This is a genomic window from Candidatus Electronema sp. TJ (assembly GCF_048287355.1).
Taxonomy (GTDB): Bacteria; Desulfobacterota; Desulfobulbia; order Desulfobulbales; family Desulfobulbaceae; genus Electronema.
Genome location: NZ_JBLWEP010000009.1, coordinates 21,578 through 27,819, shown reverse-complemented (window position 1 = coordinate 27,819; position 6,242 = coordinate 21,578). Strand labels below are relative to the sequence as shown.

The window sequence follows — 6,242 nt, the reverse complement described above, 5'->3', positions numbered from 1 at the left end:
GCACATCGCTGCGATCAGGCCTGGCACATCTGTTGGATCAGGCCTGCGTGACCTCTGCGGTCATCCAAGCCGGTCCGGACGAGGCAACCACCTAACTCCTATCCATTTCCCCATCATTGCGCCATGAACCACTTTGATCAGTCCTTGGAGCTGCTGGCCTTCAACCTCAAATTGGCCAGCCGCAGCAGCCGCACCCGCATTCTGGTCAGCTCAGGCAAGGAGGAGGACAAGCAAACCCTGCTGCCGCACATCAAAGAGCTGAAAGCCGTGGGCGTGGAGTTCTTCGCCACGCCGGGCACCAGCCGCTTCCTGCTGGCCAACGGGGTCGCGAACACTGAGCTGCACAAGATCGCCGACAACATCGCCCCGAACATTCTCCCGTATCTCTCCGACAGCAAGGTTGATCTGGTCATCAACATCCTCACCGGCAATAGGGACTACGACGAATCCTCCGACTCCTCCACCATCCGCGCCCTCTGCATCGAGAACGGCATTCCCATCTTCACCAGTGTCAAGCTGGCGGCAATGACCTTGGAGCGGCTGCTCAAGGACAAAAAGCGGAACATCTTTAAATACTCGATCACTGATCCGTCTGCGCCCTGGGACATGAAGAAGCACTTCCTCCAGATGGTGCTGGAGAAAGGCGGCTTCGCCTGCTATCACGCCCATTTCGACAAGTCCTACATCATCTCGCCCGACAACCTCAAGCTCAGTCAGGCGGACATGCAGAAGAAGTGGGAGCTGTACAGGTACATCAAGGAGAACTACTCGGAAAGCGACCTGACCGAGCGGATGAGCCGCTGCATTGAGGTGATGAAGGCCCAGGGCGTGACGCACTGCCGCACCTTCATTGACGCGGACAAGACCGTGCGGCTGCTGCCGATGCAGGTGGCCCTTGCCTTGAAGGAGAAGCACAAGCATGAGATCAAGATTGAAATCGCTGTGCAGCCCTTGGAAGGCGTGCTGAACAAGGAGTCGCGGGACTTCTTTGAGCAGGCCTGCGCGCTGGCGGACGTGGTCGGCGGCCTGCCATCCAAAGACCGGCCTTTGCCGGAGAAGCATTTGGACATCATCCTCTCCATCGCCAAGAACCTTGGCAAGCCGGTGGATGTGCATGTGGATCAGGAGAACAACCCGGACGAGAACGAGACCGAGCTGCTGGCGGTGAAGGCCATCGAGCACGGCATGGAAGGCCGGGTGCGGGCGGTGCACGCGGTCTCGCTGGCCGCCAAAGACCCCAGCGAGCGCAAGCGCGTCATGCGCCTGGCCAAGGACGCGGGCATGGCCTTCATCGTCTGCCCCTCAGCGGCCCTGAGCATGAAGCAGCTCCAGAAATACGCGCCGCTGCACAACTCCATCGCCCCGGTCGATGAGCTGGTCGCCAGCGGGCTGCCTGTCTATCTTGGCGCGGACAACATCCATGACCTCTTCATGCCGCTGGTGGACGGCGACATGTGGACGGAATGCCGCTTCCTGATGGAAGCCTGCCGCTACTACGAGCTGGAGACCGTGGCCGCCATTGCAGCGGACAAGAGCGGTTTCGCCGCCTGATCCTTTCAAGGAGAACATCATGCACCATGCCGCTGCGGCCCGCCCGCCTGTTCACGACCGGAAGCAGGTCGTCTCGTGGGCCTTGTACGACTGGGCCAACTCCGCCTTTGCTACCACCGTGATGGCCGGCTTTTTCCCTGTCTTCTTCAAGCAGTACTGGAGCGCGGGCAGCGAGGTGGTGGAAAGCACCTTCCGCCTTGGCGCGGCCAACTCTGTTGCCAGCCTCTTCATTGTCATTGCCGCGCCTGTGCTCGGCGCGATTGCCGACCGCAGCGGCGCGAAGAAGAAGTTCCTCACCTTCTTCGCCTTCCTCGGCATATTGATGACCGGCGGCCTCTTCTTTGTCAGCAAGGGCAGCTGGCAGCTGGCAGCCTGCCTCTACGTCTTCGGCATCATCGGCTTTTCCGGCGGCAACATCTTTTATGACTCACTCTTAGTCTCAGTTGCCGGGCCGAAGAAGGTGGACACAGTCTCCGCCCTTGGCTTCTCCTTAGGCTATCTCGGCGGCGGCCTGCTCTTCGCGCTCAATGTCTTCATGACCTTGAAGCCGGAACTTTTCGGTTTTGCCGACAAGGCTGAGGCGGTGCGCTGGTCCTATCTCACTGTGGCTATATGGTGGGCGGTTTTCTCCCTGCCTGTGCTGCTCTTTGTCAAAGAGGAGCGGAGCGCGGACAGCGGGCGGATCGGCCTGAACGCGGTCGCGGCGGGCTTCCGCCAGCTGACGCAGACCTTTGCTGAAATCCGGCGGCTGAAGGTGGTGCTGCTCTTTCTGGCAGGCTACTGGCTCTACATTGACGGCGTGGACACCATTGTCCGCATGGCGGTTGACTACGGCCTGTCCATCGGCCTGGAGACCGGCGGGCTGATGACCGCCCTGCTGATCACCCAGTTTGTCGGCTTCCCGGCAGCCATCGCCTTCGGCAAGATCGGCGAGAAGATCGGGGCGAAAACAGGCATCCTCATCTGCATCGGCGTGTACATCCTGATCACTGTCTGGGCCTACTTCATGAGCAGGCAGACAGAATTCTACCTGCTCGCCGTCGGCATCGGCCTGGTGCAGGGCGGCGTGCAGTCCCTCAGCCGCTCGCTTTACACCCGCATCATCCCGCGCAGCAAATCAGCCGAGTTCTTCGGCTTCTACAACATGCTCGGCAAGTTCGCGGCGGTGGTCGGCCCGCTGCTGATGGGCTGGATCGGGGTGCTCTCCGGTAGCCCGCGCACCGGCATTCTCTCGCTCATCCTTCTTTTTCTCGCAGGCGGCGCGCTGCTACTCTTGGTCAATGTCGAGGAAGGGACGCGCATGGCGCAGGAGCTGGAAGGGGGAGCAGATGCCTGAAAGCACCCTGCTGTGGCATGATTATGAGACGTGGGGACTGAATCCCCGCAGCGACCGGCCCGCGCAGTTCGCCGCTGTCCGCACCAATCTTGAGCTGGAGGAAATCGGCGAGCCGCTCGTGCTCTGGTGCCGCCTTGCCAGCGACGCGCTGCCGGACCCGTGCGCCGTGCTGCTCACCGGCATCAGCCCGCAGGAGGCGGCGGGAAAGGGGCTGAACGAGGCCGAGTTCTTCCGCAAAATCGAGGCCGAGCTGGCCCGGCCCGGCACCTGCGGAGTCGGCTACAACAGCCTCCGTTTCGACGACGAGGTGACGCGCTTCGGCTTCTACCGCAACTTCCTTGATCCTTACGCCCGTGAATGGCAGCACGGCTGCTCGCGCTGGGACATCATTGACCTGCTCCGCACCGCGCACGCCCTGCGGCCGGAAGGCATCAATTGGCCGGAGCTGGACGGCTGCGTCAGCTTCCGCCTCGATCTGCTCGCCGCCGCCAACGGCATTGAGCATGACGCGCACGAGGCTCTGAGCGATGTCCGCGCCACGCTGGAGCTGGCCCGCCTGCTCCGGCGGCTCCAGCCGCGCCTCTACGACTACTGTTTCAACCTCCGCCAGAAGAGCGAGGCGGCCAAGCTGCTTGATCTGAGAAGGAAAGACATCGTCCTGCATGTCAGCGGCATGTATCTGGCGGCCAAAGGCTGCATCGCCCCGGTCATACCCCTGCTCCAGCACCCGCGCAACAAGAGCGAGATCATCGTCTATGACCTGCGCCAGCCGCCGCAGATGCTGCTCTCGATGCCCCCGGAGGCGATGGCGGAAAACCTCTACGCCCGCAGCGAGGAGCAGCCGGAGGGCTTCGAGCGGCTGGCCCTGAAAGGGGCGCATGTCAACAAGTCGCCGGTGCTGGCTCCGCTCAACACCCTGCGCCCGGAGCTGGCGGAACGCTGGCAGATTGACCTGCGGCTGGCTGAACGGCACCGCGAGCAGATTCTGGCCGACAAAACATTGTTCCGGCGGCTGACCGCACTCTATCAGCACAAGCCGGACATGCCGCCGCCGGACGCGGACGCGGCCTTGTACGAAGGGATGATCTCTGATGCCGACCGCCGCCTCTGCAACGAGGTGCTGACGAAAAATCCGGCCCAGCTTGCGGCCTGGCAGCCGCCCTTTGCCGATGAGCGGCTGCAAACGCTCTATTTCCGCTTCCGGGCGCGCAACTGGCCGGAAAGCCTCAACGCCAATGAGCAGGCGCAATGGCGGCACTTCTGCGAGGCCCGCCTGCTGGAAGGCCAGTTCGGCAACGAGCTGACCTACGCCCGCTACAAGCAGATATTAGAAGAGCTGATCAGCAGCGGCGCGGCGGAACAGCAGCCGGAGCTGTTCCAGCTGCTGGCGGATATTTGATTTAGTGATAAGTGATAAAGACGGCACCTTATAACATCATGCTCTCTTAAACCATTTTTCCATCTCCTGCGGCGCAAGAATCTTCAGCACCGGCCTGCCATGCGGGCAGTGCGAGAAGGCCGCGCAACCGCCCATCTGCTCCAGCAGGTTGAGCATTTCCTCTGGCTGAAGACGGCTGCCTGCCTTGACCGCCGCCTTGCAGGCTAAGGAAGCCAGCAGCCTGTCCATATATTCCGGCACAGCAGCGGCCAGCCCGTCAATAATGTCCTCTACAACCTCCTGCGGCGGCAGATGCGCGGCCAAGGCGGGCAGAGCCTTGATCAGCCACGTGCTGCCGCCGAAGAATTCTGCTTCCACGCCCAGCGCGGCCACCGCTTCGCGCTCTTTCTCTAGCACATCTGCCTGCTCCGGTTTCAGTTCCGCTGTGACCGGGAAGAGCAGAGCTTGGCTGGCTGGCCGCCGCTGCTGATAATTGTCCCGCAGCTGCTGATAGATGATCCGCTCATGGGCCGCGTGCTGGTCAATCACCACCAGCTGGCCATCCAATTCGCAGAGCAGGTAGAGCTTGGCTAACTGGCCGATCAGGCGCAGGCCGCCGCGTTTTTCAGGCTCCAGCAGCAGAGAAGGTCTGCTCGCGGCAGGCGGCTTGGCACATTCCTCACGGAACTGCGGCTGCGGTTCAGCGACACAGACCGCTTGCGGAGTTTGCACCTGTAGGGGCGAAAAATCTTTCGCCCCTGCATTGCCGCCAGAAGGCGCAGGGGCGGAAGTCAGAATTGTCCCTGCGTTGTTCGGCGCAGCAAAAAGCCGTGAGCGCAGCCGCTCCTGCCGCTGCCGCACCGCTTCAGCCACCGCGCTTTTCACCGCCTGATGTGCTTCGCCGGACTTGCGGAAGCGGATTTCCCGCTTGGCCGGGTGGACGTTGATGTCCGCCAGCTCCGGGGCAAGTTCCAGCAGCAGTGCGCCCGCTGGCTGCTGGCCCTTCATCAGCAGACCCTGCATTCCTTCCGCCGCCGCGTGGCGCAGCATTCTGTCCTGCACAGGCCGCCGGTTGACGCAGAGCCGGAGCAGGCCAGCCGGGCTGCCGCTTGGCAGCAGCCAGCCGCGCACGGTCAGTTCTCCAGCCGCCTCCACCGCCAGCAGCTCCTCGTCCGGCCAGCGGCAGACCGCCCGCAGCCGCTGTTCCAAGCTGGCGGCGGGCAAATCGAGGGTCTTGCGCTCATCTATATATAAAGTGAAGGCGGCTTCCGGGCAGGCAAGGGCTTGGCTGCGGATAACCTCCTCAATATGCGCCAGCTCGGTGCGCTTGCTCTTGAGAAACTTGCGCCGGGCCGGGATGTTGGCAAAGAGATTGCGCACTTCAACAATAGTGCCGCAGGCGCAGCCCGCCTCATGGACATCATGAAGAATGCCGCAGCGCACCTCGGCCCGTGTGCCCGCCGCCGCCTCGCTGGTGCGGGAGAGGATGCTCAGGCGCGAGACCGAGGCGATGCTGGGCAGGGCCTCGCCCCGGAAGCCGAGCGTGACGATGGCATCAAGCTGGCTGTCCTCGGTCAGCTTGGAGGTGGCGTGACGCTCAAGGCAGAGCAGCACGTCGTCCTGATCCATGCCGCAGCCGTTGTCCGCCACCCGGATCAGGCGCGTGCCGTCGTCTTCCACGTGGATGTCAATGCGGCTGGCTCCGGCATCAAGGGCGTTCTCAAGCAGCTCTTTGACTGCCGAGGCCGGACGTTCCACAACTTCACCAGCGGCGATGCGGCTGGCCAGCTGATCAGAGAGGATGCGTATTTTTGACATGGTTCCTTTGGCTGCTTGGGTTCTGGTTTCCGGCAGTGTACAGGAAAAAGAAATCTTTTGCAGAAATATGCATCTGCAGCCGGAGCGTCGTCAAAGGACCATGCGCTGTCATTCCGGCTGAAGGGAGGAATCTCCTCAGGATCAGAGGATTCCTCGCGG

The 6,242-nt window shown here is 62.4% G+C and carries 5 protein-coding genes; 3 read left to right on the top strand and 2 right to left on the bottom strand.

Annotation, left to right across the window (positions count from 1 at the left end; genetic code table 11):
* Window positions 1-123: 123 nt before the first annotated feature.
* Genes ACNKID_RS01535 through sbcB form a run of 3 tightly spaced genes read left to right on the top strand, consistent with a single transcriptional unit; the run spans window position 124 to window position 4,286 of the window.
* Complete coding sequence (locus tag ACNKID_RS01535; protein ID WP_417911669.1) at window positions 124-1,551, top strand: amidohydrolase family protein; 1,428 nt, start codon at window positions 124-126, stop codon at window positions 1,549-1,551.
* Window positions 1,552-1,570: 19 nt separating this feature from the next.
* Window positions 1,571-2,887, top strand: a complete 1,317-nt coding sequence (locus ACNKID_RS01530; protein WP_417911668.1) for an MFS transporter — start codon at window positions 1,571-1,573, stop codon at window positions 2,885-2,887.
* Entirely contained in the window at window positions 2,880-4,286 is a 1,407-nt protein-coding gene (gene sbcB, locus ACNKID_RS01525) for an exodeoxyribonuclease I (protein ID WP_417911667.1), read from the top strand. The genes ACNKID_RS01530 and sbcB overlap by 8 nt, the downstream gene beginning before the upstream one ends.
* Window positions 4,287-4,322: 36 nt before the next feature.
* On the opposite strand, the gene mutL is transcribed toward sbcB, so the two are convergent.
* Both mutL and ACNKID_RS01515 read right to left on the bottom strand, forming a co-directional pair.
* The gene (mutL, locus tag ACNKID_RS01520) at window positions 4,323-6,083 is read right to left on the bottom strand and encodes a DNA mismatch repair endonuclease MutL (protein WP_417911666.1); all 1,761 of its coding nucleotides are present in this window, start codon (window positions 6,081-6,083) and stop codon (window positions 4,323-4,325) included.
* On the bottom strand, window positions 6,058-6,242 hold a 185-nt coding region (locus tag ACNKID_RS01515; protein ID WP_417911665.1), incomplete at its 5' end, for a hypothetical protein. The genes ACNKID_RS01515 and mutL, both read right to left, overlap by 26 nt.

Excerpts from the sequence above, each read along its gene's own strand:
- ACNKID_RS01535 (WP_417911669.1), top strand. The coding sequence starts at position 124 with ATGAACCACTTTGATCAGTCCTTGGAGCTGCTGGCCTTCAACCTCAAA.
- ACNKID_RS01530 (WP_417911668.1), top strand. The coding sequence starts at position 1,571 with ATGCACCATGCCGCTGCGGCCCGCCCGCCTGTTCACGACCGGAAGCAG.
- sbcB (WP_417911667.1), top strand. The coding sequence starts at position 2,880 with ATGCCTGAAAGCACCCTGCTGTGGCATGATTATGAGACGTGGGGACTG.
- mutL (WP_417911666.1), bottom strand. The coding sequence starts at position 6,083 with ATGTCAAAAATACGCATCCTCTCTGATCAGCTGGCCAGCCGCATCGCC.